This is a genomic window from Phenylobacterium sp. LjRoot219, assembly GCF_964252995.1.
In the GTDB taxonomy this organism is placed as follows: domain Bacteria; phylum Pseudomonadota; class Alphaproteobacteria; order Caulobacterales; family Caulobacteraceae; genus Phenylobacterium.
Genome location: NZ_CAXUQI020000001.1, coordinates 2,406,028 through 2,431,942, shown reverse-complemented (window position 1 = coordinate 2,431,942; position 25,915 = coordinate 2,406,028). Strand labels below are relative to the sequence as shown.

Annotated in this window: 25 protein-coding genes; 10 read left to right on the top strand and 15 right to left on the bottom strand. The window is 71.3% G+C overall.

Annotated elements, in window-relative coordinates; genetic code table 11:
• Positions 1–26 precede the first annotated feature (26 nt).
• On the bottom strand, positions 27–239 hold the full coding sequence (locus ACSQ14_RS11970; protein WP_436012974.1) for a hypothetical protein: 213 nt from the start codon (positions 237–239) through the stop codon (positions 27–29).
• A gap of 234 nt (positions 240–473) precedes the next feature.
• Between ACSQ14_RS11970 and ACSQ14_RS11965 the strand changes: the two genes are divergently transcribed.
• Positions 474–1,118, top strand: coding sequence for a glutathione S-transferase family protein (locus tag ACSQ14_RS11965; RefSeq protein ID WP_436012972.1), 645 nt, complete (start codon positions 474–476; stop codon positions 1,116–1,118).
• On the opposite strand, the gene ACSQ14_RS11960 is transcribed toward ACSQ14_RS11965, so the two are convergent.
• The 8 genes from ACSQ14_RS11960 to ACSQ14_RS11925 form a co-directional block, all read right to left on the bottom strand.
• Positions 1,115–1,489, bottom strand: a complete 375-nt coding sequence (locus ACSQ14_RS11960; protein WP_436012970.1) for a hypothetical protein — start codon at positions 1,487–1,489, stop codon at positions 1,115–1,117. The genes ACSQ14_RS11965 and ACSQ14_RS11960 overlap by 4 nt on opposite strands.
• A 96-nt stretch (positions 1,490–1,585) precedes the next feature.
• Entirely contained in the window at positions 1,586–2,572 is a 987-nt protein-coding gene (locus ACSQ14_RS11955) for a Tim44 domain-containing protein (RefSeq protein WP_436012968.1), read from the bottom strand.
• A 103-nt stretch (positions 2,573–2,675) separates the two neighbouring features.
• Complete coding sequence (locus ACSQ14_RS11950; protein WP_436012966.1) at positions 2,676–3,773, bottom strand: hypothetical protein; 1,098 nt, start codon at positions 3,771–3,773, stop codon at positions 2,676–2,678.
• Positions 3,774–4,112: 339 nt separating this feature from the next.
• Positions 4,113–5,555, bottom strand: coding sequence for an efflux transporter outer membrane subunit (locus ACSQ14_RS11945; protein WP_436012964.1), 1,443 nt, complete (start codon positions 5,553–5,555; stop codon positions 4,113–4,115).
• The gene (locus ACSQ14_RS11940; RefSeq protein WP_436012962.1) at positions 5,552–6,436 is read right to left on the bottom strand and encodes an efflux RND transporter periplasmic adaptor subunit; all 885 of its coding nucleotides are present in this window, start codon (positions 6,434–6,436) and stop codon (positions 5,552–5,554) included. Before ACSQ14_RS11940 ends, ACSQ14_RS11945 begins: the two co-directional genes overlap by 4 nt.
• Before the next feature lie 3 nt (positions 6,437–6,439).
• Positions 6,440–6,652, bottom strand: a complete 213-nt coding sequence (locus ACSQ14_RS11935; RefSeq protein WP_436012960.1) for a DUF1656 domain-containing protein — start codon at positions 6,650–6,652, stop codon at positions 6,440–6,442.
• On the bottom strand, positions 6,649–8,667 hold the full coding sequence (locus ACSQ14_RS11930; RefSeq protein WP_436012958.1) for an FUSC family protein: 2,019 nt from the start codon (positions 8,665–8,667) through the stop codon (positions 6,649–6,651). The genes ACSQ14_RS11935 and ACSQ14_RS11930 overlap by 4 nt, the downstream gene beginning before the upstream one ends.
• 4 nt (positions 8,668–8,671) lie before the next feature.
• The gene (locus tag ACSQ14_RS11925) at positions 8,672–9,139 is read right to left on the bottom strand and encodes a MarR family winged helix-turn-helix transcriptional regulator (RefSeq protein WP_436012956.1); all 468 of its coding nucleotides are present in this window, start codon (positions 9,137–9,139) and stop codon (positions 8,672–8,674) included.
• A 173-nt stretch (positions 9,140–9,312) separates the two neighbouring features.
• On the opposite strand from ACSQ14_RS11925, the gene ACSQ14_RS11920 reads away from it, so the two are divergent.
• Complete coding sequence (locus ACSQ14_RS11920) at positions 9,313–9,672, top strand: hypothetical protein (RefSeq protein WP_436012954.1); 360 nt, start codon at positions 9,313–9,315, stop codon at positions 9,670–9,672.
• Positions 9,673–9,889: 217 nt separating this feature from the next.
• Positions 9,890–10,993 (top strand): class I SAM-dependent methyltransferase, encoded by a 1,104-nt coding sequence (locus tag ACSQ14_RS11915; protein WP_436012952.1) that lies wholly within the window; start codon positions 9,890–9,892, stop codon positions 10,991–10,993.
• Between the two features lie 187 nt (positions 10,994–11,180).
• Here ACSQ14_RS11915 and ACSQ14_RS11910 read toward each other — a convergent pair whose 3' ends face one another.
• The 3 genes from ACSQ14_RS11910 to ACSQ14_RS11900 all read right to left on the bottom strand — a co-directional run bounded on the left by ACSQ14_RS11910 (position 11,181) and on the right by ACSQ14_RS11900 (position 13,136).
• Positions 11,181–11,600 (bottom strand): hypothetical protein, encoded by a 420-nt coding sequence (locus tag ACSQ14_RS11910; RefSeq protein WP_436012950.1) that lies wholly within the window; start codon positions 11,598–11,600, stop codon positions 11,181–11,183.
• 400 nt (positions 11,601–12,000) lie between these two features.
• Complete coding sequence (locus tag ACSQ14_RS11905; protein WP_436012948.1) at positions 12,001–12,468, bottom strand: hypothetical protein; 468 nt, start codon at positions 12,466–12,468, stop codon at positions 12,001–12,003.
• A gap of 353 nt (positions 12,469–12,821) precedes the next feature.
• The gene (locus ACSQ14_RS11900) at positions 12,822–13,136 is read right to left on the bottom strand and encodes a hypothetical protein (protein ID WP_436012946.1); all 315 of its coding nucleotides are present in this window, start codon (positions 13,134–13,136) and stop codon (positions 12,822–12,824) included.
• A 1,269-nt stretch (positions 13,137–14,405) separates the two neighbouring features.
• On the opposite strand from ACSQ14_RS11900, the gene ACSQ14_RS11895 reads away from it, so the two are divergent.
• Positions 14,406–15,164 carry a Crp/Fnr family transcriptional regulator gene (locus ACSQ14_RS11895; RefSeq protein ID WP_436012944.1) on the top strand — a complete coding sequence of 253 codons (759 nt, stop codon included), beginning with the start codon at positions 14,406–14,408 and terminating at the stop codon, positions 15,162–15,164.
• Positions 15,165–15,356: 192 nt separating this feature from the next.
• On the top strand, positions 15,357–16,064 hold the full coding sequence (locus tag ACSQ14_RS11890; protein WP_436012942.1) for a Crp/Fnr family transcriptional regulator: 708 nt from the start codon (positions 15,357–15,359) through the stop codon (positions 16,062–16,064).
• Positions 16,065–16,089: 25 nt separating this feature from the next.
• Here the strand turns inward: ACSQ14_RS11890 and ACSQ14_RS11885 are convergent, their stop codons facing one another.
• The 3 genes from ACSQ14_RS11885 to ACSQ14_RS11875 form a co-directional block, all read right to left on the bottom strand.
• On the bottom strand, positions 16,090–16,560 hold the full coding sequence (locus ACSQ14_RS11885; protein ID WP_436012940.1) for a hypothetical protein: 471 nt from the start codon (positions 16,558–16,560) through the stop codon (positions 16,090–16,092).
• Positions 16,561–16,857: 297 nt separating this feature from the next.
• The gene (locus ACSQ14_RS11880; RefSeq protein WP_436012938.1) at positions 16,858–17,145 is read right to left on the bottom strand and encodes a DUF1330 domain-containing protein; all 288 of its coding nucleotides are present in this window, start codon (positions 17,143–17,145) and stop codon (positions 16,858–16,860) included.
• Positions 17,146–17,255: 110 nt separating this feature from the next.
• Complete coding sequence (locus ACSQ14_RS11875; protein WP_436012936.1) at positions 17,256–18,074, bottom strand: LLM class flavin-dependent oxidoreductase; 819 nt, start codon at positions 18,072–18,074, stop codon at positions 17,256–17,258.
• Between the two features lie 273 nt (positions 18,075–18,347).
• Between ACSQ14_RS11875 and ACSQ14_RS11870 the strand changes: the two genes are divergently transcribed.
• The 5 genes from ACSQ14_RS11870 to atzF are packed head-to-tail and all read left to right on the top strand — an operon-like array spanning position 18,348 to position 25,791.
• Complete coding sequence (locus ACSQ14_RS11870) at positions 18,348–18,854, top strand: CopG family ribbon-helix-helix protein (protein ID WP_436012934.1); 507 nt, start codon at positions 18,348–18,350, stop codon at positions 18,852–18,854.
• Positions 18,851–19,681, top strand: coding sequence for an urea amidolyase associated protein UAAP1 (locus ACSQ14_RS11865; RefSeq protein WP_436012932.1), 831 nt, complete (start codon positions 18,851–18,853; stop codon positions 19,679–19,681). The genes ACSQ14_RS11870 and ACSQ14_RS11865 overlap by 4 nt, the downstream gene beginning before the upstream one ends.
• 11 nt (positions 19,682–19,692) lie before the next feature.
• Positions 19,693–20,310, top strand: a complete 618-nt coding sequence (locus ACSQ14_RS11860) for an urea amidolyase associated protein UAAP2 (RefSeq protein WP_436015407.1) — start codon at positions 19,693–19,695, stop codon at positions 20,308–20,310.
• Positions 20,311–20,326: 16 nt separating this feature from the next.
• Positions 20,327–24,022, top strand: a complete 3,696-nt coding sequence (gene uca, locus ACSQ14_RS11855; protein WP_436012930.1) for an urea carboxylase — start codon at positions 20,327–20,329, stop codon at positions 24,020–24,022.
• A complete protein-coding gene (gene atzF, locus ACSQ14_RS11850) occupies positions 24,022–25,791 on the top strand; it encodes an allophanate hydrolase (RefSeq protein WP_436012928.1) in 1,770 nt (589 codons plus the stop codon). Before uca ends, atzF begins: the two co-directional genes overlap by 1 nt.
• The last annotated feature ends 124 nt before the right edge of the window (positions 25,792–25,915 follow it).

The window sequence follows — 25,915 nt, the reverse complement described above, 5'->3', positions numbered from 1 at the left end:
TCAACCGCCCTTCGGCCGGCCGCCGATCAATTCCGCGCGCATTCGCGATCGTCCCCCTGGAATGGCCGGGCCCGGGCGTCCGCCTGCACCGCGCGCCAGGTCTCCTGTTCGTGGGCCAGCACCAGCCAGTCCTGTCGCTCGCGCTCCAGCTGGGCGCGGCGGCGCGGATCCAGTCGCTTGCTCAAGAGCTGGCTGCAATAGGCGGCCTGCTCGCGACACATCGTGCTGTCGACGTCCATGACGCTCCTCCGATTTGCGGCCTTCTGGACTGGGCCTGTGAAGAGGGAATCACAGTTCTTCAGCAGCTTCGCGACAGCGCCGTTCACCGGGCGTCAAAACTCTCTGGCCCCGGCGGGATTCGCGGGCGGGTGAAAGTTGCGCGACGGTGTCGGATCGTGGCCCGCCGCGGCGTCCTTGGAGCGCCGGCCGCGTTGGAGGCCGGCTTGCGCTCACAACTCGCAGGAGCTTCGCGCATGATCACCGTTTCCGCCTTTCACTGGGTCCCCGAGTTCGCCAAGGGCCAGGTTCGCGACCTGCGGGTCCGCTGGGCCCTGGAGGAGGCCGGCCTGCCGTACCGGACGCGTCTGCTCGAGCAGGGCGACCAGGACTCGCCCGAGTACCGCGCGCTGCAGCCGTTCGGCCAGGTGCCGATCTTCGAGGAGGATGGCCGCGTGTTGTTCGAGAGCGGCGCCATCGTGGTGCATATCGGCGAGCGCACGCCGGCCCTGCTGCCGAGGGACGCCGACGCCCGGGCGCGGGCGGTGCAGTGGCTGATCGCCGCCCTCAACTCGGTCGAGCCGCACGTCATGAACGTGGTGCTGATCGAGCTCTTCTATGTCGGCGAGGAGTGGGCCCGGCTGCGTCGGGACGGCGCGCGGGCGTTCGCGCAGAAGCGGATTGCGGCGGTCGGCGACGCGCTCGGCGACAAGCCCTACCTCGACGGTGAGGACTTCACCGCCGGCGACCTCCTGATGTCGTCGGTGCTACGCATCGTCCCGGACCTGATCACCCGTCCGAACCTGGAGGCTTACGTCGCCCGCTGCACCGCCCGGCCGGCGTTCCGCCGGGCGCTGGCCAGCCAGCTGGCGGACTTTCGGCCGGAACCGGCGCCCGCTTAACTGGCTGGCGGCTTGCGTCCGGCCGAACCGGCGGGCGGACGCCAGGGGAAGGCGAGGGCGGAAAGATTGGTCAGCGCCGCCGTCCAGCTGTCCGCCAGGACGGGGTCGCGGGGCGGGACCACGGCGGCGGCCGTCTCCGCCACTGGCTGGGTCGGGGTCAGGTCGGCGATCACCTCGGCCAGGGCGCTGTGGTCCGGGGCTAGGTCGTCAGCCAGCGTCGCTTCCAGAGCCAGCACCGCGAAGTGGGTGAGCGACAGCCATTGCAGGCCGTCCGTCTCGGGCCGCAGCGACAGCTCCGCCGCGGCCGCCCGCGCGCCCTTCAGGCGGCGCAGGTGCCACTCCAGGTGCTCGCGAAGGGAGTCGGTCGCCATCGGCTGCTCCGGGGTCAGGCGACTGAAGATGCCTGATGCCAGGGCGCGCGTCCGCAGGCCGCGCGCCCCAGCGCCAATCCGTCGCGGCGGACCGGGTTAGGCCTGGATCGCCGAAAGCTTCCACTGGCCGCCGTTGCGGCGGGTGAAGGTCCAGACCTCGGTGGTGGCGGTCGGGCGGTCCGGATCGCCCTCGACGACGCGGCCGGTGGTGCGGTCGCGCATCACGTCGATGCTCTCGTAGTTCAGGGCCGCGGTGGCGTACTCCGCGTCGCCCTCGCGCCAGGCCTCGGCGATGTCGGCGCTGAGCAGCTTGGTGTTGGAGACCTCGTTGCGGCGGCCCTGGGTCGCGTTCTGGCTGAGCTCTTCGGCGAGGTAGGACATCACCTCCGGCGTGGTTAGCTCGCGCAGCGCGCCGTAGTTCTCGCGGCTGAAGGCTTCCTGCACCTCGCTCAGCATCCGCTGGAAGGTTTCGCGGTCGGCCGCGGTCACCGGAATGTCGACGCCGGTGTCCTGCGGGGCGGGGCTCGCGCCGCCGCTGCTCCACTGCGGACGCGCAGCACCGCCGGCGTCGTAGCCGGGGCCGCCGGCGTAGGCGTAGGCGCCAGCCGGCGCGGCCGCCGGGCTGCGGCGACGGAACAGGCGGATCGCCAGCATCACCGCCCCGGCGAGCAGGGCGCCTTGCAGCAGGGCCGCGAAGATGCCGCCCATCGCGCCCAGGCCGCCGAAGCCGCCGAAGCCATGGCCCAGCAGGGCGCCGATCAGGCCGCCGGTCACGAGGCCGGCGAGCAGGCCGCCGCCGAGGCCGCCGAACATCCCCGGACGGCGCGGCGCCGGCGCGGGAGCGCCCGGCGTGGCGGCGTTCGGGCGGGTCGCTTGCGCGCCCGCGGGCGGGGTGGTCATCGAACGCTGCACCGGTGCGGTGTAGCCCGGCGTGGTCTGGGTGGGCGGCGGGGCGTTGTAGGTGCGCGCGCCACGGCTTCCGAAGCTGCCGCCCCGACGGGCCTCCGCCGGCGCGCCGACCAGAATGGAGAGCGCAAGGGCGCCGGTCAGCACAGTGGCGAACCGGGAGCGAGGGGAAAGCATGGGCGTGTCCGTCCTTAAGTTGGTCAGCGCGTAGAGACGATGCGCGGGCGCGCATAGAGATGGGGGCGATGCAGGGCTTCGTCCAGTGGCGCTCGCATGCGGATCAGTCCAACGCGAGCGCATAGTCGTCGAGAATGTCGGTCAGCTCGTCCGTCGGCGCGACCAGCGGCGCGTCGGCCGGGAAGCGAAAGCGCCAGTAGCTGGCGATGTGGGACAGCACGCCCATGTCCTCGCCGAGCGTGCGAAACACCGTCGGCGCGCCGATCAGGAAGCGGGCGAAGGCGGCCGGGTCGGTCTGGTCGCGCAACTGGTCGAAAGCGGCGTCGTACTCGCCGAGCGCCTCGGCGACCTGGGCGGTGCGGCGGGCCAGGCCGCTCGCGACCCGGTTCTTCAGCGCATAGACCTCGTCGATCGCCGCGGCGGGGCGCGCGCCGCTCAGGCGCACGTCGCCGAGCTCGCCGGTCATGGTCGCCAGCGTCGGCAGCACGTCCTGCAGCACCCATTTGTAGTAAAGCAGGCCGCGCCAGCAGAAGAGGCCCTCGCCATAGTCGGCCGCGTCGAGGTGCAGCGCCGTGCGCAGCGCCTCCAGCCGCAGGTCCTGTTCGCCGGAGAGGATGGTGTGCACCAGCCGGTCGGTCTCCGGCTCGACCCGTTCGGCGCCGCAAGCCAGCCGGACCAGCCCTTCCAGCTCGCGGCGGACGAATTCGTACATCCGCTCCAGGTCGGCCGGCGACAGCACGAAGTGGGCCGCGGCGGTCTCGAAGCGCCGGCGCTTCAGCTGTTCGCGGACCAGGAAGGGATCGAGCGAGGGCAACTCGTCCAGCGCCTCGAGCAGGGCGACGTCATGCGCGTGGCCGACCGGCTCGCCGTGAAGCGCGCCGAGCATCTTGGTCCAGCCGGGCTGGCCGACGAGCAGCGCGCGACCGCCGAGGCTGAGGTCGGTGCGCTCGAAGGGGATCACCAGCTTGGTGGCCGTGCGGCGCGACCGGCGGAGCTGGCTGAGCTCGTCCGGCCGCAGGCGATGCTTGATGATCACCGCGCCGCCCAGCACGCCGGCGGTGAACAGCGGCGCCATGCGCTCGCCGCCCCGCTCGGCGTGGCGCGCGGCAATCGCGGCGAGGTTCAGCACCCGGCTGGTGGCGCCGGTGCGCTCCAGGCCCTTCAGGCTGCGAAAGGCGCGATCGCGGGTGGCGACCGTCATGGCGAGGCTCGCGGAGAATCCAGGCGGTCACCCTGCGCGGCCGGGCCTTAACGACGGCTTTCCGCGCCGCGTCGGCCATCCTGCGCCCGAAAAACGCGCAGCGCCGCCGGAGGTGTGATGCGGAAACGAGCGCGAAAAAACGTTGATCGACGAACGCGGCGATCCGCGCCGCGCGGCGGCCTGGCCGGGGCTAGGCTCGGGGCGTGATCGGTTCTTCCCTCGTCACAATGCCGGCGTCGGTCGACCAGCTGAGCTGGGGGCTTTTCCTGGGGCCCGCACTCCTGGTTCTGGCCGGCGCCGGCGCATGGTTTCTGGCCGCGAGGCGCCGGCGCTGACCCCTCAGCGCGCGCTGACCCGCACGGCCGGGGCCTGTTCCCAGCCGCCGCCGAGCGCCAGGAACAGCTTCACCTGATCGCTCGCCACCTGGCCGCTGGACGCGGCCAGCGCCGCCTCGGCCGCGGCCAGGGTGCGGGTGGCGTCCAGGCCGGTCAGGTAGGGCGTGCGGCCGGCGGTGTAGAGCCGCTGGGCCTGCGCCTCGGCGGTCGCGGCCGAGTCGCGGGCGGCGCGCAGGTCGGCGTTGCGCCGCAGATCCTGGGCGTAGACGGCCAGGCTGGTCTCGGTCTCGCGCAGCGCGTTCAGCACCACGCCGTCGAATCGCGCCAGCGCCGCGTCGGCCGCGGCGTTCGCCTCGCGGATGCGGGCCCGCTCGCCGCCGCCCGGGAAGGACCAGGAGATCAGTCCGCCGAGGCTCCAACGGTTGGCGGCGTCGTCGCCGATGTGGGCCAGGAGGCCGGTCGAGCCAGCGCTCAGGCCGAGGGTGACGGTGGGGTAGAGCGCGGCGGTGGCTACGCCGATCCGCGCCGTCGCGCCGTGCAGGCTGCGTTCGGCCTGGCGCACGTCGGGCCGGCGGCGCAGCAGCGCCGCGCCGTCGCCGACCGGGATCGGCCGGGCGAGGACGGGCGGGGCGGCGCAATCGGCCACCGCCTTGGGGAACTCGGCCGGCGGATGGCCGGTCAGGGCGGCGAGCCGGAACAGCGCCGCCTGCCGTTTGGCGGCGAGCGCCGGCGCGCCGGCGCGGATCTGGCTGAGCAGGCCCTGGGCGCGGGTGACGTCGAGCGCCTGGCCGCGGCCGGCCGCCGCCAGGCGCTGGGTGACGGTCAGGTTGCGCGCCTGCAGGGCGACGCTGTGCTCGGCCGCCGCCAGCTCCTCGTTGGCCGAGCAGGCGTCGACGTAGGCCGCAGCGACCTCGCCGGCGACGCTGACCCGGGCCAGATCGAGGGCGGCCTGGCTAGCCTCGGCGTCGGCCTGGGCGGCCTCCGACGCGCGGCGCAGCTTGCCGACCAGATCGATCTGGTAGGAGACGCTGACGCCGACGTCGGCGAGGTTTTCGACCGGCAGCGGTTCTTCGCGCAGGAAGGTCTCGGCGGACTCCAGCGCCCGCTGGGCCCCGCCGGAAACCCCGAGCGTCGGATCTCGGGCGGCGCGCGCCTCGGCGACCACCGCCTGGGCGCGGGCGAGGTTGGCGGCGGCGACCCGCAGGTCGGTGTTGGCCGCCAGCGCCTCCTCCTCCAAGGCGTTCAGCGTCGGGTCCTGGTACAGCCGCCACCAGCCGGGCGGCGGGGCGTCCGCTGACACCGGGGCCGAGGCGGCGCCCAGGAAGCCACCCTGGGCGGCGGGTTCGCGCAACGCCGCGGCCGGCGGGACCTTGTAGTCGGGGCCGACGGTGGCGCAGCCGCCCAGGGCGAGCGCGGCCGCCGCGCCCAACAGGCCGAGCCGGTTCATGACTGGCCTCCCTGGACGACCGAGACGGTGGCGGTGCGGCCGGCGATCAGCCGGATGTTCGTCGGAGTCTTGTCGAGCGCCACCCGCACCGGCACCCGCTGCGCCAGCCGCACCCAGCTGAAGGTGGGGGTGATGGAGGGCAGCTGTCCGGCGTTCGACGTCCGGTCGCGGTCCTCGATCCCGGGCGCGATGCTGACGATGTGGCCGCGCAGGGTTTCGGGCTCGCCCATGATCTTCACCTCCACCGGCTGGCCGATGCGCAGTCCCGGCAGCTTGGTCTCCTCGAAATAGCCCTCGACCCGCAGCGAGTTGGCGTCGATCAGCGCCAGCACCGGCTTGCCGGCGGTGACATAGTCGCCGCCGCGCAGGGTGAGATCCGAGAGGTAGCCGTCGACCGGCGCGCGCACGACCGTCCGCTGGAGGTTGAGGGCGGCGACGTCGCGGGCCGCCAGCGCCTGGGCGAGCGCGGCCTCGGCCTGCTCGACGTGCGCCTGGCTCTGCTCCAGCACCTCGCCCGCCACCAGGTCGTCGAGGCTCCGGTTTCGGCCCATCTCGCGGCGGGCCTGAGCCAGCGTCGAGCGCTGGGCGGCGACCGCGGCGTCGGACTGTCGCAACGCCAGGGCGTAGCGGTCGCGGTCGACCAGGAACAGCACCTGGCCGCGCTTGACGGTCGCGTCCTGGGTGACCTCCACCCGGCTGACCAGCCCGGAGACGTCGGAGGCGACCTGCACGACGTCGGCCCGCACCCGTCCGTCCCGGGTCCAGGGATCGCGCTGGAAGTGGGTCCACAGGCGCTGGCCGGCGACGACGGCGACGGCGACCACCGCCAGAGTGATGACCACGCGGACGACATCGGTCAGGGAGATCTTGAGGCGCGGCATGGATCAGCTCAGCGGGAGACGGATAGGGAGGGCGATGACGGCCGCCCAGAGGATGACGAACAGCGCGGTGTCGAACAGCGCCGGGTGCCAGACGAAGCGGTAGGCCCCGACCAGCGCCAGCAGGCGCCGGATCAGGAAGGAGAGCGCGAGCGCGATCACCGCGGTGATCAGCACGGACGAGAGGAACACCCCGCCGACGTCGCTTTCGCCGATCATGGCGCAGCTCCCAGGAAGGCCGGCGCGGCCGGGAAGAGGTTGCGGCGCAGCCCCACCAGGCCGGCGGTGGCGGCGCGCGCGGCGTCGCCGGCGGTGGCGCTGAGCTCGGCGAGCGCGGCGTCGAGGCTGGCCAGCAGCCCGGGCTCGGGCGCGTGGCGGCCGTCGCGGGCGAGGCGCGAGAAATGCGCGTCGAGTCCGGCGTTGAGGGCGTCGAGCCGGGTCGCGCCGGGCCCGGCGATCGCCGGCTGGGAGGCCTGGATGGTGACCAGGTTCATGGCCACCCGCAGGTCGGCCAGGGCGGCCTCGCCGAGCTGGTCGCGGCGCTCGCCGATCCCGGCCAACTTCGGGCTGAGCAGGGCGAGGCGGTCGACCAGCAGACTGGCGAAGGCCCCGTGCTCGGGGGCGGTGCGGTTGCGCGCCAGGGCCGCGAGCCCCAGCCAGGTGCGGCGCAGCAACCGCCGCACGCTCGCCTCGGTGCTCATCGAGCGCAGGCTGCGGGTGACGATGATCGAGATGAACAGGCCGACGTACTGCGCCAGGTTGGCGTTGATGAAGCTCGCCATGTCCGGGTGGAAGCTCTCCTGCAGCGCCAGCGCGTTCAGGAAGGTCATCACCACCGCCAGCCCGCGGCCGGTGGTCTTCGGCTCGGCGATGTAGAGGCCCAGCACGATCAGCGGCGGCGCGAGCGCCACGGTCAGCGGCACGAAGTCGTTGACCATCGGCAGGATGGCGAACAGGTAGACCGCCGCCAGCGGCAGGGAGAGGAAGCCGTAGAGGCCGAAGCTGGCGATCTGCGGCGCCGGGTCGTCGAGCGCGGCGAACAGGCAGCAGAAGACCGCCGTCATCATCGCTGCAGTGACGCCGTCGGTCCAACCGAGGCCGATCCACAGGACGCAGACGATCAGGATGGCGATCACCGCGGTCGCGCCGGACATCAGCGCCAGCGGCAGGTCGACGTGCAGCGGCCGCCGGCCGGCCGACGAGATCGCCTGGGCGACCTCCGGCGGGATCGCCGCGTCGGGCGTGCGCAGGTGGTTGCGCAGCGCATGCGCCTCGGCCAGGGCCTCCACCACTTCGCGCAGGCGCAGCATCAGGCTCTCGGCGAGCAGGCCGCGCCAGTCGCGGGCCGCGATGGCGGCCTCGTAGCGGACGATCGGCGCGAGGAGCTCGGCCTGGGCGTCGAGGCGCGCGCCGGCGCGGATCCAGTCGGCCGCGGCGTCGCGGATCTCCGCGGCCTCGGCGTCCAAGCCGCCCTCCGCCTCGACGGCGCTGAAGCGGTCGGCGAGGCCTGAGAGCAGCGGGATAAGCATCAGCATGCGGTCGTGGACCGCGCGCACGGTGGCGCGGGTGTCGCGCAGCCGCGACGTGTCGAACGGCAGGTGGCTGGTCAGGGCGTGGATCTCGCCGGCGGCGACGGCCAGCGCGGCGCGGTCGCGCGCCGTGACGGCGCCGGGCGCCTCGCTCAGCACGTCCAGCGCCCAGCGGTCGGCGCCGGCGAGCCATTCGCCGAGCCGATGCTGCAGCACCTGGCCGACCGGGCGCGGGAAGACCAGGCTGTGGACCAGGCTGGCGCAGACGATGCCCAGGCCGATCTCGACGACCCGGGCCGTGGCGACGTCGAACACCGTCTCCGGGTGGTTGACGACGGGAAAGCCGATCAGGGCGGCGGTGTAGCCGGCCAGCATCACCAGATAGCTGCGCGGCGTGCGGTCGAGCAGCGAGATGGTCAGGCAGCCCCCGACCCACAGCGCCAGCGCCAGGCAGAGCAGGGGCGGGGAGTTCACCAGGTTCGGCACCAGGGCGATGGTCGCCAGCCCGCCGAGAATGGTGCCGCCGACCCGATAGATCGCCTTGGAGCGCACCGCGCCCGAGAGCGGCTGGCTGATGATGTAGGCGGTGGTCATCGCCCAGTAGGGGCGCGGCAGGCCGACCGCCAGCGCGATGTAGAGCGCCAGCATCGCCGCCGCGAAGCTGTTCAGCGAGAACAGCAGGCTATGCCGGTTGAGCTTCGGCATCGGCTCAGCTGTCCGCGCTCCGGGGCCGCTTCTGGGCCGCTTCCAGCGCCGTGTCGAAACGCGCCAGGGTGCGCAAGGTGGCGCTCAGGTCGGCGTCGCTGATCTCGCCCATCAGGCTGCGGCGAAAGCTGTCGACGCTGGTCTCGACCACCGCCGCCAGGGCGCGGCCTTCGTCGCTGAGGTGCAGGGTCTTGGCCCGGCGGTCGTTCGGATCGTCGCGGCGTTCGACCAGCCCGGCGGCGCACAGCTGGTCGAGGATGCGCACCAACGAGGGGCCCTCGACGCCGAGCTCCTCGGCCAGCACGCCCTGGCGGACGCCTTCGCCCAGTCGGGCGATGTGCAGCACGGGCAGGGCGCGCGCATCCGACAGGCCGTGGGCGGCCAGCGCCTTGTCGATCTCGCGCCGGTAGATGCGGGTGAGCCGCAGCAGGCCGGCGGTGAACAGGCGCTCGTTCTCTGTACGATCGGGCATATTTGATAGGTTCCTACCTATTTAATTAGGCCGCGGCTCGGCGCCGGTCAAGCGGGCGAGGGTTGGATGTGTGGTCAAGCTTGGTCGCGCAGTGGCCCAGGTTCGGCCCAGCCATCGCCCCATTGAGGCCGATCCTGCGTTCCTCGGAGAGAACCTCAGGAAGGAAAAGCCTAATGCGCAAGATTCTGACCTTCGCCGCCGCCGCCGTCGCCCTGGCGACCGCTGCGCCGGCCTTGGCCCAGTCGGCCGCGCCGGGCGCGCAAGCCGCGCCGTCGGCCGGCGCCCCCGCATCCGCGTCCGCGACCGCGTCGGCTCCGACGCTCAGCGTCGGCCAGCCGGTCAAGGACAAGACCGGCGTGGTGATCGGTTCGATCGCCGAGCTCAGCGGTGACACCGCGACGGTGAAGATGGGCGAGCAGAGCTTCGCCATCGGCGCGTCGAGCTTCGTCGTCCAGGACGGCGCAGCGGTGATCAACGCCACCCAGGCCGAGCTGAAGGCGATGATCGCCAAGGCCAGCCCGCCCGCGGGCTGATCGCGGCCTGAGGCGCGCCCGGTCGCTGACCCGCGAGCGGCCGGGCGCGGCGCGCCGATGATGCGCGCCCCGTTCCGTCGCTGCGGCCGGCGGCGTATACTCCGGCCCCTCAGAGAGCCTCTCGGCGTTCTCGACCGCGTCTTCCCCTGGAGACGGCGGTCGTTGGGGCGCGGTCGCGCAAGCCTCGCGTCCGCGCCGACGTCAGAGGAGACGGCTCATGGCTTCCGAGATCCCCCAAGGCTCCGCGACTGGAGCGCCCCCCGCCGGGCCCGACCCGCAGCGGCTGGAAGCCTTCATGGCCAAGATGGTCGGCGACATGGGCGCGGCGGTGTCCGGCGCGCTGGTGGTGCTGGGCGATCGGCTGGGGCTCTACAAGGCGCTGGCGGCGAAGGGGCCCTGCACCTCGGCCGAACTGGCGTCGGCGACCGGCACCAGCGAGCGCTATGTGCGCGAATGGCTGAGCGCCCAGGCGGCGGCCGACTACGTCACCTTCAATCCCGATACCCGCAAGTTCTTCCTCACCCCCGAACAGGCGCTGGTCTTCGCCGACGAGGAGAGCCCGGCCTTCATGGCCGGCGGCTACGAGATCCTGCAGGCGATGTGGCGCGACGAGCCGAAGATCAGCGCGGCCTTCCAGAGCGGCGCGGGCGTCGGCTGGCATGAGCACGACACCTGCCTGTTCCGCGGCACCGAACGGTTCTTCCGGCCGGGCTATAACGCTCACCTGGTCGGCGAATGGCTGCCGGCGCTCGACGGCGTGGAGCAGAAGCTGCGGTCCGGCGCGGAGGTGGCCGATGTCGGCTGTGGCCACGGGGCCTCGACCATCCTGATGGCCCAGGCGTTCCCGAACTCACGCTTCACCGGCTTCGACTATCATCCGGCGTCGATCGAGCGGGCGCGCGAGCGCGCCGCTGAAGCCGGAGTGGCCGACCGGGCGCGGTTCGAGGTCGCCGCGGCGAAGGACTATCCGGGTAGCGGCTACGATCTGGTCTGCATCTTCGACGCATTGCACGACATGGGCGACCCGGTGGGCGCGGCGCGGCACATCCGCGAGACCTTGAAGCTAGACGGCACCTTCATGCTGGTCGAGCCGTTCGCCAACGACGAGCTGACGGACAACCTTAACCCGATCGGCCGGCTGTTCTATTCGGCCTCCACCATGCTCTGCACCCCGGCCTCGCTCAGTCAGGAGGTCGGGCTGGGGCTCGGCGCGCAGGCGGGCGAGACGCGCCTGAAGTCGGTCGCCGACGAGGCCGGGTTCGCGCGCTTCCGGCGCGCCGCCGAGACGCCGTTCAATCTGGTGTTCGAGGTTCGGCCGTAGGGCGCGGCGTCCGCGCGGGGCTCCCGGGTGGCCGGCCCCCGGTCGGGGGGTCATGTCGGGCTGAACGGGAGCCGGCCTGACCGCTGGGGGAGAGAGCGCGGGAGCTCAGAGCGGTCGTCTGCAGCATGCGCCACTGCGCCGCCCGCGCCCTATCATCCGCAACTTCGCCGGGTCGATCCGACCCGTCTCAGGCGAAAAGCTGCGCCAGACGACCGAAGATTCCCGGATGCGACATCGCCCGCAGCCGTCGGCCGGCCGAGCGTCCGGTCATCGCGCCGTTGAAGTGGCAGTCGCAAAGCAGGCGGTGGGCGTCCTCGTCGGACAGGCTGAAGAAGGTTTGCGCGTCGCCCAGGGTGTCGCCCTCGAGGCCGGCCGCGCGCAGCACCGGGTCGGCGTAGGCCAGCGAGATCGGCGATCCGTCGCGGCGCAGCTGCCGACGTTCCGGTTCGGCGTAGAATTCCACCCAGCGCAGCGCTTCGAGCGGGCGCGCGCCCTCGCGGCCGAGAATGTCGGCCCAGCGCCTCAGGCGCTGCTGGCGCGTCATCTGCGGCCGAGCTTCGGTGATGTCTGCGAGGGCGCGAACCTGATCCAGACGCTGGTAGAGCATGATGAGGCCTCCTGCGCTCTCCGAGCCGGCAGTGTCCCAGATTGCGTTTTGGCGGGGCGGCGGCCGGAAAGCCGCGCGGGCGGACGCCTCGCCGTCTTGCTCCGCAAACCCGCGAGGCTGGCTGCGGTTCCAGAGCTGTTAAAAAGCGGCGCCGTAACTATCCGAAGATGATGCGCCGCGCCCGGGCGGCGGCGAGAGTGGTGCTCGCGAAGACGTTACGGCGCCGGTTCCCCCGCCAGGCGCATGTCCCCATCGTCTTCGCGGGGCGCGAGACCTCGGCACGACTCTCTTGCGCTGACCGCGTCGCGCCGCACCCCCCCCCGCGGCGCGACGCGGCGAAGGGGCCCGGCGGGCCGACCGTCTCCTGGGTCACCGTCTCTTGGATCACTGCCACCTGGATCTATGGCGTCAGGGCTCTCGCCGAGGCGTCGCGGGCTGCGGCGTCGTCCTGCAGCAGGCTCGGATGATGCGGCGGTCGGGGAAGCGCGCCTTCGCCCCAGCGCCGGCTCCGCTCAGGCGGGGAGGCTGCCGGGGTCTCGGCGACACAGACGCTTAGGCAGGCTTCCGCTGCGGCGCGGGCGTCGTCGGTTTGCCCCGGCGTGGAGAGGATCTCGCCGGCGAGCGTCCGCAGGCCCAGGGCGGCGGCGTCGTGGGCGCTGAGCGGCGCGGCGGCGGCGAGCGAGCGCTCGACCCAGTCGCAGGCGATGTCGTTGGCGAGCACCAGCAGCTGGAGCCACATCGCGCTGGCCTGCTCGATCCCGGCGCGGGTCAGCAGAAGGCTCAGCTCCGCCACCTCGACGGCGGCCTCGATCGGCTCGGGTTGGCCGCGCGCAAACGATCGCGGCTCCGACATCGCCGTATCTTTCATCGCTAGCTCCCGTCCCATCGCGGCGGGCCAATATCCCCGGTCTTTGGCGAGGCGCCCAATCACGCCGAGACGGATCACGGACCGTTGAAATTGTTGCGCTTGTCAAAAAAGTCGCCGGCCGGGGGCTCGATCCCGCCTGTGGACCATCAAATGATGCAATCCCACAGCTCAGCTACGATACGGTCTGTGTACGGATCACGTGATCGACGCCGCCACCATCTCTCCCCTTTGCGAGGCGACGGACTTTTCCCCTCGGCGGGCACGCCGAGGGGATTTTTGTCCGTGCGGCGCGCGTGTGCAAAGCGCCCGCGATCGCAAGCGATGCGGGCAGGGGCTCTGCGAAAAGATGGGGCCTAGGCGGCGGGCGGCGCGCGCCGTGAGGTCGCCTTGGCGGCGCGCGGCGGCCGGCCGGCTTGTGGCGGCGGCAGGCGGACCGGGCTGGCGCGGCCGGTGCGCGCCGAGCGCCAGCCGCTGATCCAGTCGACTTCGCCGCTCTGGCTCTGCCGGCCGAGGCTGACCGCCAGCGGCCGCTGATCGGTGGCGAAGCATTCCTGCATGAAGATCCGCCGGGCGCTGACCAGGGCGGCGACCTCGTCGTCGAGGCGCAGCTCGAGGCCGGCGGTCGCGCCGTCGCCGGCGTGCATGACGATCACGTACTTCGGCGGCATGGCGGTTCCCCCTGGCCTCCGCTGGGTGTGTGATACGCGGTACGGAACGCTGGGTACGGGGACGCGGTACGGTGGATCGCGCAGCCTAGGGCGCGTGCGCGACAGGGTAGTGACCGGCGAAGTATGCGACCGATACGATTAATATTCCCCATAGAACGGCGGCGATGACAACCGCCGCCAGCACCGCCCAGCCGCGACGCGTGACGTGACGGCGCTCGGGGGGATGGCCGGGCTCGCCGCCCGGCGCGTCGCCACGGCGGGCGTCGCGTCGGTCGCGGCGGCCATAGGCCTTCGGCGAGGGCGGTCGATGGTTCCCGGCCTGGATCATCTCAGCCCCCAGCATCTGGCGCGAAGGGCGGCGCGGCCGTCGGGCGTGCGGCTCCAGGGGTAGAACTCGCCAAGACCCGGCGCGCTCCCCGGTCACGCGCGGCGCCCGCGGCGGATCTGTCGCGCGCCCCTGTCCATGTCGCTCATCGCGGCGTCGTCCCTGCCACGGGCCAGGGCGGCCCCCGGCCAGTGTTCCGAGGGAGGTTGTCCGAGCTTCACCGTAGCGGTGTCATCAAATGATAGCAGCGCTTGCAGAATGACGGCGTCGGGCGCTTCCCACCGTTGTCGGCGGCGGTCTCAGCCAGGCTGGCCGGCCCTTGGGGCCCTGACGGCGTCCGCGCCGGTCGCGGCGAAGTTGTGGCCAAGTTGTGGCGGGGGGCGCGGGCCGATCGGTGCGCTCCGGCCGCGTCCGGGGCCGGCCGCAGCTGGTCGCTCTCGTCGAAGCTGCGCCGCAGAAGCTCGCCGCCGGGCGCCGAATAGTCGTCGCGGGTCTGCTGGTCGGGGCCCGGGTTCGGCGACGGTAAGCTTAACTTTCGTCGCGCCATCACCTCAAAGCGATACATCGCTGTACGTTACGCCACGAATGAATTTGACGTCCGCATGCTATCCCGGGGCGTGGATAGACTCGCCCCTTCAGCAGCAATGACGACCTCCGCAGTGTTGGGATCCCGCCACCAAGAAAGATGGCAACATTTGAGGGCGGCGCTTTCGGGCGAAATCAGTGCCTTCGGATGGACCAAGACAAAGTGACGAATCGCAATCCAAAGACAATTTGATCACAGCTGTGTGAGTTCAGTGACGTAAAGTGCTGTGAGAAGCTCGGCTTCAGTGGGAGCTTAGTTAACGTTCAGGGGTCCTCGCGTTATAGTTGTTACGTCTTTTGACGGGTCCATGTAACGCGATGGAGCTTTGCAACCTGGGGTGGAGGGGCAATCAATGCCTGTGTCCGGCGACGTCGGCGTCATTCCGCGTGAGAGGCAATCAGCCTTCACGGGGCTCAACGATTTTCGACAGATGGATGTCGGTCGTGTGCGAACATTCTGGCGCACGGTCGAACGAATTGCGGCAGGCGCCAGTATCGGCGCCGAAAATGAGGCCCGAAAACGGCAGATCGTGGTCGTCTCCGGGTGGATCGCGGAAACCCGCATCCTGCCCGACGGGCGGCGGCAGATCTTCGCCTTCCTCCTGCCGGGCGACGTGGCGAGCGTCACCAGCGCCTCCAACGTCGGCAGCCGCGGCCTGGTCGCGCTGACCAACGTCGAGATCGCCGACGCCGCCGCGCTGACCGTCGGCGACCAGGGCGAACGGGTCGCGGCCTCACTCAACGAGGCGATCCGCCAGCGCGAGGAGCGGCTGTTCGACCAGATCGTCCGCATCGGCCGACTGACCGCCAAGGAGCGGGTGTTGAACCTGCTGCTGGAGCTCTACGACCGGCTCGACTCGATCGGCCTGGTCAAGGAGAACACCTTCCGCATCCCGCTCACCCAAGAGGTGTTCGCGGACGCGCTGGGGCTCAGCGTGGTGCATATCAACCGCACCTTGCAGCAGCTGCGGCGCGAAGGGATGGTGACGGTCGGGCGGGGCACGGTGACGCTACACCAGCGCCACAAGCTCGCGGCCTTCGCCTGTTACCAGTCCGAGACCCAGATCAGCAGCTTCGAACATTCGTCGCGCCGCGTTGGCGGCCTGACCCAAGGCTGATCCACAGAAACCGGCGGCCGGCTAAGTTTGGGCCGCGCCGCCGGTTTTTTGCTGTCTTCTCAGAATCCTGGGGCCGTTAGCTTCAATCTGGCGCCGACAGTGGCGAATGATAGTGAAGCTCCTCCGCCAAAACGGAACTTTCGACTTGTTAATTCGGCGCCACCCCCGTTGCGCCGCGGTCGGAAGAGAAGCATGGCGGATCAGGGCGCGACCCACAAATCGTCAGGGCATCCCGCGGTGGAAGGGTTGGTCCGGGCCTGCGGGCTCCCGACCACGACGGCCCTTACCCTGTGTGAACTGGTCGGCCCGATCGAGCGGTATCCGGCGGCGGCGGTGGTCAGTTCGATCGCGCCCGCGCCGCGGCTGAAATGGATGCTCAGCGGCTGGACCTGCGAGATGCGCGTCCTGCCGGATGGCCGCCGTCAGATCTTCTCCTTCGCGGTGCCCGGCGATCCGGTGCTGTCGCGCCCCGTCAATGCGGCCAATCCCTGCTCGGTGGTGGCGCTGACCAGCGTCGAGTGCATCGACGTCGCCCAGACCCTGGCGCGGGCCAAGGACAACGATCGCGCCGAGATCACCCGGGCGATGAACCACGCGCTCGATCTCGCCCAGGAGCGCCGCTACGACGACATCATCCGGCTCGGCCGGCGCTCGGCGCTGCAACGGCTCGCCGATCTGCTGTTGGAGCTGCACGACCGCCTGGAGCAGATCGGTCTGGTCGACGAACGCGGCTTCCACCTGCCGCTGACCCAGGAACATCTCGCCGACGCGCTGGGCCTCAGCGTCGTACACGTCAATCGCAGCCTGAAGACCTTGCGGCTGGACGGGATGGCCACCTTCCGCTTCGGACGGGTGACCCACATCGATCGCGACCGCCTGGCGCAGCTCTGCCGGGTCTGAGGTCTGGGTCTGAGTTCTGAGGCCGTCAGGCCTCGACGCCGCCGTCCGGGTCGTGCGCCGTCGCCAGGCAGTTGCAGCCCGAGGCGCCGCTGATCAGCTCTTTCCGCGGGGTGTCGTCGAGCGACAGGAAGTCGCCCTTACGGTAGGCCTTGCCGTCGACGACGAGCGCGCCTTCGAGCACCAGGAGTTCGGCCAGGGGCAGGGGCAGTTCCAGCGGCAGCGCCAGTTCGGGCGCGGCCTTGATCAGGTAGACGGCCTCGCCCAGGCCGCTGGCGCCGCTGATCGTGGTCACCTCCAACCCCGGCTGCAGCCGTTGCGTCTCGCCGTTGGCGAGCTCGCTGGGGGCCACGCCGGCCGCGCCCAGGGCCTGAACTCGGCTCGCGCAGCGCGGGCAGAGATCGACATGGCGCGTCAAGAGCAGCGCTGCGCCGGGGGAGCAGTCGCCGATCAGGAAATTCGCCAAGGACTGGGCGCTGGGATGGTGCGTCGGCGCCATCAGGAGCCCGCGTTGGGGTAATCGCTTTCGGTCATTACAACCGTGGCGTGTATCATTTCCGTCCCGACCGCTCGTTCGAGCGGAGCCTTTGCGCGGATCGGATGCAAATTGCAACGCTTGTCAGCCCCATCGTGTGGTTCTGAGCACTAAATACAACTACGGCGTGTTTAGTTGCGTCGTGTACAGCTTGCTGACGTACAAATGCATATGATCGTGGCGCCGCTACGGCGCGGGAGCCGCCACCTCTCCGGGTAGGGGCGCGCGATCCCGCGGATGTCGCGGGACCGCGCGGCGGGCTCAGAAGCCCTCGACGATGACCCCGCGGTAGTCGGCGGCCTTCAGCCGGTGTTGCACGGCGTCCTGATACTCTGGGCTGTAGTACCAGGCCTTGGCCGCCGCCACGTCCGGGAACTCCAGGACGATCACCCCGTCGGGCGCCGCGCCTTCCAGCGGGGTCATCGCGCCATAGACCACCAGCGGCTTGAGCCCGAACTTGGTCGGGTCCGAGCCCTTGCTCCGGTACTTCTCCATCTCTTCCGGATCGCGCACCTCGCTCTCGCGGAAAAGCACCACATAGGCCGGCATCAGTTCGCTCCCTTAGGTTTTGTTCTGCCGCCCAGAGCTAAGGCGCAAGGCGCGGCCAAGTCCAGGCCGGCGCGCCAGCTGCAAACGCCCGCGACGTCGGGTGGGCCGGGCTACAGGCGCGGCGGGCCCTGCCGGAGCCGGGCGCGGGTCGCCGCGAGCGAGCCGCCGCGGGCGTAGACGTAGTCGATCCACCAGGTCGCGCCGGCCTCGGCGCTGGCGGCGACCACCGCGGTGTCGCCGGGATCCTTGGTCACGCCGAACTGGGTGACGTCGAAGGCGTCGTCGGCGCTGCGCTGAGCGCGGACCGCGGCGACGATGCTGGCGAGGTCCTTCGGGGCGACCTCCAGCCCCTGGCCGCCGACCGGCACGACCCCGTCCCAGCGCGCGGCGCGCGCCAGCGGCCGCTTGGCCGGCCAGGCGGCGCCGACCCAGATCGGCACCCGCGGCCGCTGCACCGGCGGCTGAAAGCCGGCGCACTCGACCTGGTAATGCGCGCCGTGGTGGTTGACCGGCTCGCCGCTCCACAGCGCGGTGAGCAACTCCAGTCCTTCGTCGAGCTTGGCCGCCCGCTGCCTGGCGTCGCCGCGATCGCCGAAGGCGGCGTAGTCGGGCAGGTAGGGGAAGCCGGCGCCGACGCCCAGGATCAGCCGGCCGTTCGACAGATGGTCGAGGCTGGTGACCTCGCGGGCGAGCTTGGCGATGTGCCGCCGCGGCACCGGCGTGACCAGGGTGCCCAGCCGGATGCGTTCGGTCCGCAGCGCCATCGCCGTCAGCGCCACCCACGGATCGACCGCCGGCTCGATCACCTGCAGGTGGTCCCAGATGAAGAAGCCGTCCCAGCCGGCGTCCTCCGCCTCATGGGCCAACTCGGCGAGAACCCGGGCATCGCCGCAGAAGTCGAAGTTCGGAGTGTAGAAGCCGAATTTCACGTCAAATCCTCCCCAGCCGCTGGCTTGAGAACGTTGTTCTCGCGGCGAATCTCTAACATCGAACGGCGGGCGCGCAAACCGTCGCGGCGCGGCCATCGCTGGAGCAGGGGCGTCGGCGGGCGGGTTGCTCGTTGGGAGCAGCCCGACGGCAGGCGCCCAGGCTTTGGGCGCCTGCGCATCGCAATCGCTCAAGGATCGTCCACCCCGATGGGCGAGGCTCCGCCCCCGGTGTTACGATTTGAATGAAACGTAATAACGCCGCAGGTTGCCGACATGACCACCGACACCGTTTCCCAGCTTGCGCGCCTCAGCGTCAGCCTGCCGGCGGAGCTGCTCGCCCAGCTTGACGCCATGGTGGCCGAGCGCGGCCTGCCGAGCCGCTCGCAGATGATCGCCGAACTGATCCGCCATGAGTTGGCCGAGCACAGCGAGGGCGTGCACGGCGCAGTGCTGGCCGGCACCATAACCCTGATCTATCGCGCCGAGCGCGGCCGCGTGCGCCAGGCCCTGGCCGATGCGCAATGCGAGTTCCTCAAGGAGGTGATCTCCTCCCAGCACGTCTTCCTCGAAGAGGACCAGTCGCTGGAGGTGCTGCTGGTGCAGGGGCCGTCGGAGCGGCTGAACGCCCTGTGCGACCGGCTGCGCAAGATCCGCGGCGTCCAGCAGATCAAGCTGGTCACCACCACCGCCCTGCTGCCGCCGCTGCACGCGCATGGCGGCGAGGACGTCTCCGCCTCCCTTCAGTCAGGCCCCCTCACAGTGAAAGAATCGGCACGATGACCGCGTTCAGCACCGCCGATCCCGCCGGCGCCCGCGCGCACGCCCGCGCCATGGCCGGCCTGCGGGTCGAATCCCAACCGACCGTGCCGGCCAGCGCCGCCGAGGATCGTCCCGAAGGCGTGCCGGCCGAGGCCATGCTGTGGGCCGAGACCATCGCGCCGGGCGGCTATGCGGCGAAGCGGCTGAACCGCGGCGCGCGGCTGCGGATGATCGACCTGGCCGGCGACGCCTGCCTGTCGATGCTGGTGTTCAACGCCGAGCGTCCGGTCGAGCGGCTGAACGTCGCCGACACCCAGAAGGTGCAGTGGAACGCCTACCTGGGCGCGGGCAAGCTGCTGCTCTCCGACATGGGCAAGGTGCTGCTGAGCATCGTCGAGGACGACGCCGGGGCGCACGACGCCTTCTGCGGGGCCTCGAACGCCGCGGCCAATGCGCGGAAGTACGGGGAGGGCGACAACTGGGGGCCGCATCCCAACGCCCGCGACCGCTTCATGCTGGGCGCCGCCAAGTTCGGCCTGGGGCGCAAGGACATCCACCCCTGCATCAACTGGTTCAAGGGCGTGCGCATCGCGGAGGACGGCGCGACCCGCTTCAACCTCGGGCCCTATGCACCCGGCCGGCAGCTGACGCTGCGCGCCGAGATGGACGTGATCGTCGTGCTGGCCAACTGCCCGCACGTGCTGGACCCGCGGCCGGAGTACGCCGTCACGCCGGCCCGGGTGCTGGGCTGGCGCGGCGCGCCGACGCCCGAGAACGACCCCATCCGCAACGCCACCCCCGAAGGCCTGCGCGCCTTCCAGAACGTGGAAGAGGACCTGCGCCGGTGAGCCAGATCAGCATGCCCGACCTGACCGGTCCCATCGTTCTCGACGAGGTGGTGCCGGCCCGCGCGCCCTGGACCGCCGTGGTCAAGAAGGGCCAGACGCTGCGGATCGTCGACCTGGAGGGCAACCAGGCGGTCGACTTCCTGATGTACGCGGAAGACGACGACGCCGAGCGCTACTCGGCCCAGGACACCATCGCCGCCCAGGGCAACATCTTCCTGCGCACCGGTTCGGTGCTGATGTCCAACGAGGGCCGCCCGATGGGCGTCGTGACCGACACCTCGGTCGAGTACCACGACACCATCGGCGGGGCCTGCAGCTGCGAGAGCAACACCCTGCGCTACGGCCACCACACCAAGAGCCAGCACGCCTGCGTGGAGAACTTCCTGCAGGGCAACGCCCGCTACGGCCGCGGCAAGCGCGACATGGTCTCCAACATCAATTGGTTCATGAACGTGCCGGTCGAGGCCGACGGCAGCCTCGGCATCGTCGACGGCATCTCCGCGCCCGGGCTCTACGTCGACCTGCGCGCCGAGATCGACCTAGTGGTGGTGGTATCCAACTGCCCGCAGATCAACAACCCCTGCAACGGCTTCAATCCGACGCCGGTGCGCATGGTCATCGCCGGCTGAACGGGGCGAAAACAGCGTGTTCTCCAAGGTCCTGATCGCCAACCGCGGCGCCATCGCCTGCCGCATCATCCGCACCCTGCGCCGCATGGGCGTGGCCTCTGTCGCCGTCTTCTCCGACGCCGACGCCGGCTCGGCGCACGTCAGCCAGGCCGACGAGGCGGTGCGGCTCGGGCCCGCGCCCGCGGCCGAGAGCTACCTCAACGTCGAGGCGGTGCTGGCCGCGGCCAAGGCGACCGGCGCTGAAGCCATCCACCCGGGCTACGGCTTCCTGTCGGAGAACACCGCCTTCGCCGAGGCCTGCGCGGCGGCCGGCATCGCCTTCATCGGCCCGACGCCGGAGAACATCCTGGCCTTCGGCCTGAAGCACACAGCGCGCGATTTGGCCCAGGCCTACGGCGTGCCGCTGGCACCCGGCACCGACCTGCTCACCGACGCCGAGGCGGCCCGCGCCGCGGCCGAGGCGATCGGCTATCCGGTGATCCTCAAGGCCACCGCCGGCGGCGGCGGCATCGGCATGCGGGTCTGCGAGGACGCCGCGGGCCTGTCGGAAGCCTTCGCCGCGGTCGTCCGCCTGGCGGGGGCCAACTTCTCCGACGGCGGCGTCTTCCTGGAGCGCTACGTCCGTCGCGCCCGGCACATCGAGGTGCAGGTGTTCGGCGACGGCCGGGGCAAGGTCGTGGCGCTCGGCGAACGCGACTGCTCGCTGCAGCGGCGCAACCAGAAGGTCATCGAGGAGACCCCAGCGCCGCACCTGCCGCCGGTCACCCGCGACGCGCTCATGCAAGCGGCGGTCGATCTTGCTCAAGCCGTCAACTACCGCTCGGCCGGCACGGTGGAGTTCCTCTACGACGCCGAGCGCGACGACTTCTTCTTCCTCGAGGTCAACACCCGCCTGCAGGTCGAGCACGGCGTGACCGAGCAGGTCACCGGCGTTGACCTGGTGGAATGGATGGTTCGCGGCGCCGCCGGGGACTTCTCATTCCTGGACGCGCCCGTCCCGCAGCCCAGCGGCGCCTCGATCCAGGCCCGCCTCTACGCCGAGGATCCGGGCCAGGACTACCGGCCGAGCTCCGGCGTGCTGACCGAGGTCAGCTTCCCCGCCGACGCCCGCGTCGACGGCTGGGTGGCGGCCGGCGCCGAGGTCAGCGCCTTCTACGATCCGCTGCTGGCCAAGCTGATCGTCACCGCGCCGACCCGCGAGGCGGCGGTCGCAAAGCTTCAGGCGGCGCTCGACGAGGCCCGGCTGGCCGGGCTGGAGACCAACCTCGATTGGCTGCGCGACGTCGCCCGCAGCGAACCGTTCGTCTCCGGCCAGGTGTCGACCCGGGCGCTGGCCGAACTGCCATACCGCGGCCGCACCGTGCGGGTGCTGAGCGGCGGGGCCTCGACCACGGTGCAGGACTATCCCGGCCGCCTCGGCTACTGGGACGTCGGGGTGCCGCCGTCGGGCCCGATGGACGCCTTCTCGCTGCGGCTCGGCAACCGGCTGCTCGGCAACGACGAGGGCGCGGCGGGGCTGGAGATCACCGGCCTCGGCCCCAGCCTGGTGTTCAACGCCGACACCGTGGCCTGCTTGGCGGGCGCGGAGCTGGAAGCCAGCCTCGACGGCCAGCCGGTCGCGCCTTACGCGCCGTTCCCGATCGCCGCCGGCCAGACCTTGAAGCTCGGCCGGGTGAAGAACGGCGGTTTGCGGGCCTATTTGCTGGTCGCCGGCGGCTTCGACGTGCCGCTCTACCTCGGCAGCCGCTCGGGTTTCACCCTCGGCGGCTTCGGCGGCCACGCCGGCCGCGCGCTGGCGGCGGGCGACGTGCTGCACCTGTCGACGGCGACGGCGCAGACCGCCAGCTTGCCGGCCGAGCTGCGGCCGCCGATCAGCAAGAGCTGGACCCTGCGGGTGCTTTACGGCCCGCACGGCGCGCCGGACTTCTTCACCCCGAAGGACATCGAGACCTTCTGCGCCACCGAGTGGGGCGTGCACTACAACTCCAACCGCACCGGCGTGCGGCTGGTCGGCCCCAAGCCCGAGTGGGCGCGACGCGACGGCGGCGAGGCGGGGCTGCACCCGTCGAACATCCACGACAACGCCTACGCGATCGGCGCGGTCGACTTCACCGGCGACATGCCGATCATCCTCGGCCCTGACGGACCGTCGCTGGGCGGCTTCGTCTGCCCGTTCGTGGTGATCCAGGCCGACCTCTGGAAGGTCGGCCAACTGGCCCCCGGCGACACCGTGCGCTTCGCGCCGGTCGATGACGCGACCGCCGTTCAGGCTGAACTGGCGCAGGACGCGCTGGTGGCGACGCTGAACGCCCCCTCAGTCGGCTTCGCCGACAGCTCCCCCGCAAGCGGTGGAGCATCTCCGGCCCAGATCCTCCAGCGCGCAGCGGGGGAGGTGGATCGCGCGCAGCGCGAAACGGAGGGGGCGTTCGGCGTTGGCGACTTCTCCCCGATCCTCGGCCGCATCCCGGCCCAGGGGCATCGGCCGGAGGTGGTCTATCGCCGGCAGGGCGACCGCAATCTGCTGGTCGAGTACGGACCGATCGTGCTGGACCTGGAGCTGCGGCTGCGGGTGCACGCCTTGATGCTCGAGCTGCAGGCGATGGACCTCGCCGGCGTGATCGACATCACCCCGGGCATCCGTTCGATGCAGATCCACTACGACAGCCGGGTGCTGAGCCAGGGCCGGCTGCTGCAGGCGCTGGCCGACGCCGAGGAGCGGCTGGGCTCGCTGGACGACTTCGAGATCCCGTCGCGGGTGGTGCACCTGCCGCTCTCGTGGAAGGACCCGGCGATCTACGAGACGATCAACAAGTACATCGCCTCGGTGCGCGACGACGCCCCCTGGTGCCCGGACAACATCGAGTTCATTCGCCGGGTCAATGGCTTGGCGTCGGAAGATGATGTGCGCCGGATCGTCTTCGACGCCCGCTACCTGGTGATGGGGCTGGGCGACGTCTATCTCGGCGCGCCGGTCGCCACCCCGGTCGATCCGCGCCACCGGCTGGTGACCACCAAGTACAATCCGGCCCGCACCTGGACCCCGCCGAACGTGGTCGGCATCGGCGGCGCCTACATGTGCATCTACGGCATGGAGGGGCCGGGCGGTTACCAGCTGTTCGGCCGCACCATCCAGGTGTGGAACACCTGGCGGCAGACCGACGCCTTCACCGACGGCAAACCCTGGCTGTTGCGGTTCTTCGACCAGGTGCAGTTCTTCCCGGTGTCGGCCGAGGAACTGACCGAGTGGCGGCGCGACTTCCCGCTCGGCCGGCGCGAAATCGAGGTCACGACCGAGACCTTCCGGCTTTCCGAGTACCGCAAGTTCCTGGCCGACAGCGCGGATTCGATTGGCGAATTCCAGGCCCGCCGTCAGGCCGCCTTCGACGCCGAACGCGCCGACTGGCAGGCCAAGGGCGAGTTCGACCGGGTGGCCGCGCTGACCAGCGAGGCCGACGCCGGCGCCGCGCCGGTGGCGATCGAGGTCCCGGACGGCGCCGAACTGGTCGAGGCCCCGCTGGGCGGCAGCGTCTGGAAGATGCTCGTGCAGCCCGGCGACACGGTCGAGAAGGGCGCGGTGATCGCCATCATCGAAGCCATGAAGACCGAATGCGACGTCGCCAGCCCCGAGGCCGGGGTGGTGCGCGCCGTCTACGCCACCGAGCGCCAGGCGATCGCCGCCGGCGCCCCGATGATCGCCCTGGAGCCCGCCTGATGCCCGTCCTCAAGGTCACCGAGATCGCCGCCGAGGTGCAGGCCGGCCGGCGTTCCGCCGAGGCGGTCGCCCGCGAGACGCTGGCCCGGATCAAAGCCTATGACGCGGTCCAGGCGCACGCCTGGATCGAGCGCCCCAGGGCCGAGGAAATCCTGAGCCGGGCCCGCGCGGTCGACGCCCGGGTCGCCGCCGGCGAAGTCCTGCCGCTGGCCGGCGTGCCGTTCGCGGTGAAGGACAACATCGACGTCGCCGGCTCCTCCACCACCGCGGCCTGTCCGACCTTCGCCTATCGCCCCGACGCTTCGGCGACGGTGGTCGCGCGGCTGCAGGCGGCCGGCGCGATCATGATGGGCAAGACCAACCTCGACCAGTTCGCCACCGGCCTGGTCGGCGCGCGCAGCCCCTATGGCGCGCCGGGCTGCGTCTTCAACCGCGACTACGTCAGCGGCGGCTCGAGCTCCGGCTCGGCGGTGTCGGTGGGGGCGGGGCTGGTCGGCTTCGCGCTCGGCACCGACACCGCCGGCTCCGGCCGGGTGCCGGCGGCGTTCAACAACCTCGTCGGCTTGAAGCCGACCAAGGGCCGTTGGAGCACCACCGGCCTGGTGCCGGCCTGCCGCTCGCTGGACTGCATTACCGTCTTCGCCGGCGACGTGGCCGGCGCGGCCCTGGTCGACTCCGTCGCCGCCGGCTTCGACGCGAGCGATCCCTATTCGCGCCACGCGCCGCAGGCGACCGCGCCGATCCCGCCGGCCTTCCGCTTCGGCCTGCCGAAGCCGGAGCAGCGGGTGTTCCTTGGCGACGCCCAGGCCGAGGCGATGTTCGCCGCGGCCGTCGAGCGGCTGAAAGCGATGGGCGGCTCGCCGGTCGAGATCGACATCGACCCGTTCCTCGACGCCGCCCAGCTGCTCTACGCCGGCCCCTGGGTCGCCGAGCGCACCGCCGCGGTCGAGGAGCTGCTGAAGACCAACCCCGGCGCCATCCAGCCGACCGTGCGGGCGATCCTACAGGGCGGGGCGGCCTACAGCGCCGTCGACGCCTTCAAGGCCATGTACGAGATGCAGGCCTACGCCCGGCTGGCCGAGCAGGTGTGGGCCGATGTCGACGTGCTGCTGCTGCCGACCGCACCGACCATCTACCGCCTTGCCGAAGTGACGGCCGAGCCGGTGGCGCTGAACGCCAACCTCGGCCGCTACACCAACTTCGTGAATCTGCTGGACATGAGCGCCATCGCCGTCCCGGCCGGCTTCCGCGACAACGGCACCGGCTTCGGGGTGACCCTGGTCGGCCCGGCCTTCGCCGACGCCGCGCTGCTCGGCCTGGCCCGCCGCTATGAGGAGATCGCCCCGATGCCCGAAGCCCCGCCGCTCGACCTCGACGGCCGCCCCGAGACCGTGAAGCTGGCGGTGGTCGGCGCGCACCTGGCCGGCATGCCGTTGCACTGGCAGCTGACCTCGCGCGACGCCAGGCTGGTGGCGCGCACCCGCACCGCGTCGGCCTACCGCCTCTACGCGATGGCCGAGTCGACCCCGCCGAAGCCGGCGCTGATCCACAGCAACGACGGCGCGGCGATCGAGGTCGAGGTCTACGAACTGCCGGTCAGCGCCTTCGGCTCCTTCGTCGTCGAGGTGCCGGCGCCGCTGGCCATCGGCACGGTGACGCTGGAAGACGGCAGCCAGGTCAAAGGCTTCGTCGCCGAACCTCGCGCGATCGAAGGCGCGCAGGACATCACCGCGCTCGGCGGCTGGCGCGCCTACATCGCCCAGCGGTAGCCGCGCGTCCTCGGTTCCCGAGCCAGCCGCCCTCCGGGTTAGCCCCCATAGGGAAGCGTGACCGCTCGGGTCACAGTGACGGGGCCTTACTGGCCGGCGACAGCGCCGGCAGGCGCTTCACTCA